The sequence below is a fragment of the Pseudorhodoplanes sp. genome (assembly GCF_035565855.1).
Lineage (GTDB): Bacteria > Pseudomonadota > Alphaproteobacteria > Rhizobiales > Xanthobacteraceae > Pseudorhodoplanes.
Window position 1 is genome coordinate 1 of sequence record NZ_DATMRX010000283.1, and the last position, 1,994, is coordinate 1,994.

General features: G+C 64.9%; 3 protein-coding genes. All 3 read left to right on the forward strand.

Annotated elements, in window-relative coordinates; genetic code table 11:
- Positions 1 to 291 (forward strand): glutamate ligase domain-containing protein (locus VN004_RS16125; RefSeq protein ID WP_414710330.1); only part of this gene is annotated, 291 nt, incomplete at its 5' end.
- Positions 292 to 371: 80 nt separating this feature from the next.
- Positions 372 to 1,478: a Fic family protein gene (locus VN004_RS16130; protein ID WP_325612088.1), complete on the forward strand. Its 1,107-nt coding sequence runs from the start codon at positions 372 to 374 to the stop codon at positions 1,476 to 1,478.
- A gap of 81 nt (positions 1,479 to 1,559) precedes the next feature.
- Positions 1,560 to 1,994, forward strand: a 435-nt coding sequence (locus VN004_RS16135; protein WP_325612091.1) for a Mur ligase domain-containing protein, incomplete at its 3' end; no start/stop codon positions are given.

Below are 1,994 nucleotides of genomic sequence, written 5' to 3' on the forward strand. Positions count from 1 at the left end.
GCGATGAAGAACGCCGACCGCGTCATCGTCACCGACGACAATCCGCGCTCGGAAGACCCGGCGCGGATCCGCGCCGAGATCATGGCCGCCGCGCCGCGCGCGACCGAGATCGGCGACCGCGCGCAGGCGATCCGCGCCGGCATCGCCGGGCTCACAGCCGGCGACGTGCTGCTGGTCGCCGGCAAGGGCCATGAAACCGGCCAGATCGTCGGCGACCGGGTGCTGCCGTTCAGCGACCACGAGGCGGTCGCGGCGGCGCTGGAGGGCGGACGCGGCGGAGAGAAGGTTTAATCACCGCAAAACATGCGGAAAAAAGCTTGCGGCTGCGGGGAATGTCGCGCATAATCACCGCATGATGTGCGGAGATTAGAGTGAGATACCTTCACGAGCAATCCGCCTGGCCAGAATTCACATGGGATATCAAGACTCTATCTGACAATCTGGCGGCTGTCCGCCACAAGCAGGGACGGCTGATTGGCCGGATGGAGGGTCTGGGCTTTCCCCTGCGCGGCGAAGCCATGCTCCGGACCCTGACGCAGGACGTGCTGAAGTCCAGCGAGATCGAGGGTGAAATTCTGGACAAGGACCAGGTGCGCTCGTCTATCGCGCGGCGCCTCGGGATCGACATCGGCGCTCTCACTCCGGCGGACCGCAACGTGGAAGGCATCGTCGACATGATGCTCGACGCCACGCAGCGCTATGACCAGCCGTTGACCGACGAACGGCTCTTCGGCTGGCACGCCTCTCTTTTCCCGACCGGCTACAGCGGCATCCACAAGATTACGATCGGCGCGTGGCGTACCGACGAGAAGGGTCCGATGCAGGTGATTTCAGGACCGCTCGGCAAAGAGCGCGTTCATTATGAGGCACCCGAATCGGCGCGGCTGGACAACGAGATGAAAGCCTTTCTCGCCTGGTTCAACGGCAGTTCCGACATCGATCCGGTCCTGAAGGCCGGGCTCGCGCATCTGTGGTTTGTCACCATCCATCCCTTTGACGACGGCAACGGGCGCATCGCCCGCGCAATCGCCGACATGGCGCTCGCGCGCTCGGAAAGGAGCCGGCAGCGCTTCTACAGCATGTCGGCGCAAATCCGTAAGGAGCGAAATGCCTATTACGACAGGCTGGAAGCCACGCAGAAGCAGGACGGTCTCGACGTCACGCCCTGGCTGGACTGGTTTCTCGGCTGTCTCGATCGCGCCATCGACGGCGCGGAGAACATCCTGAGCAGTGTTCTGAAAAAGGCGCGCTTCTGGGAGGCTCATGCCGCGACGCCGTTCAACGAACGGCAACGGGACATGCTCAACCGCTTGTTGGATGGCTTTGAAGGCAAGCTCAGCTCGTCCAAATGGGCCGGGATGGAAAAATGTTCGCCCGATACGGCGTTGCGTGACATCAACGACCTGTTGGAACGCGGCATTCTGACGAAAGATACAGGCGGCGGCCGCAGTACAAGCTATTCGCTTGCGGAGATCTGAAATGACGACGAGAACGTCTGCACCGGCGGCCTCTCCCGATCGGCGGGGGATGGCGGACGCGCACGGCCGGCAGGACACCGCATGACCGCACTCTGGACCAGCAAGGCGATGGCGGCGGCGATGGGCGCGCGGCGGCAGGGCGAATTGCCGGCCGAGATCACCGGCATCTCGATCGACAGCCGCACGCTGGGGAAGAGCGACGCCTTCTTCGCCATCAAGGGCGACGCGCGCGACGGCCACGACTTCGTCGAGGCGGCGCTGAAGGCCGGGGCGGGCGTGGCAGTCGTCTCCGCCAAGCAGCGCGCGCGGTTCCCGCGCAAGGCGCCGCTCCTGATCGTGCCCGACGTGCTCGGCGGGTTGCGCAAGCTCGCGCGGGCCGCGCGCAAGCGCTCGGAGGCGAAGATCATCGCGGTGACCGGCTCGGTCGGCAAGACCTCGACCAAGGAAGCCTTGCGGCTCGCGCTCGCAGCCGACGGCGAGACGCATGCCTCGGTCGCCTCCTACAACAATCACTGG